Origin of the sequence: Fictibacillus aquaticus (assembly GCF_002245695.1) — a bacterium.
Lineage (GTDB): Bacteria > Bacillota > Bacilli > Bacillales > Fictibacillaceae > Fictibacillus > Fictibacillus aquaticus.
This window is the reverse complement of the sequence record NZ_NOII01000101.1, coordinates 1-776: the sequence shown is the minus strand read 5'-3', so window position 1 is coordinate 776 and position 776 is coordinate 1. Positions and strand designations below refer to the sequence as shown.

Genomic DNA, 776 nt, shown 5'->3' with positions numbered 1-776 from the left:
CGACTTCACCTACACTATAGCCCTGCTTTGTCATTTCCTGCATCGTCACCATGAGGCCGTATGTCCCGATGCGGTTGGCGATAAAGTTAGGTGTATCCTTCGCAAGAACAACGCCTTTTCCAAGGACGTCCTCGCCGAATTTCTTCACATATTCAATGACTTCTGGTTTCGTGTTTTCTGTTGGGATAATTTCAAGCAGCTTCAAATATCTTGGAGGATTGAAAAAGTGCGTTCCAAGGAAATGTGCTTTGAAGTCTTCTGAGCGGCCTTCCGCCATAGCGTAGATGGAGATTCCTGAGGTGTTTGAGCTGACGATGCTGCCTTGCTTGCGATATGCATCCACTTTTTCAAAGATTGTTTTTTTAATATCGAGACGTTCTACGACCACCTCGATGATCCAGTCTACATCGGCAAGCTTTTCCATATCATCAGAAAAGTTACCGGCTGTGATCAGATCAAGGTTTTCTTTTACTGCAAGCGGAGCCGGCTTCTGTTTTAAAAGCCTTTCTTTTGCTAGCAGCGTCAATTTATTGCGGAAGTTCGGGTGCTCTTCAGTAAGCCCCTTTGCCTTTTCAGCATCATTTAAGGACGTTGGCACCATATCAAGCAGCAGCGTGGGAATCCCGACGTTGGCTAGATGTGCCGCAATACCAGAACCCATGACGCCAGATCCTAATACTGCCGCTTTTCGGATTTCACGTAACAAGATAGTTCCCTCCCATTGAATGAACACTCATTCATTTTTATGGCAAAAAATAAATGACTAAAATCATTTA

Annotated in this window: 1 protein-coding gene; it reads right to left on the bottom strand. The window is 44.6% G+C overall.

Features of this window, described 5'->3' with window-relative positions; genetic code table 11:
- Positions 1-661 (bottom strand): 3-hydroxyacyl-CoA dehydrogenase family protein (locus CGZ90_RS20235; RefSeq protein WP_240515508.1); only part of this gene is annotated, 661 nt, incomplete at its 3' end.
- Between the last annotated feature and the right edge of the window lie 115 nt (positions 662-776).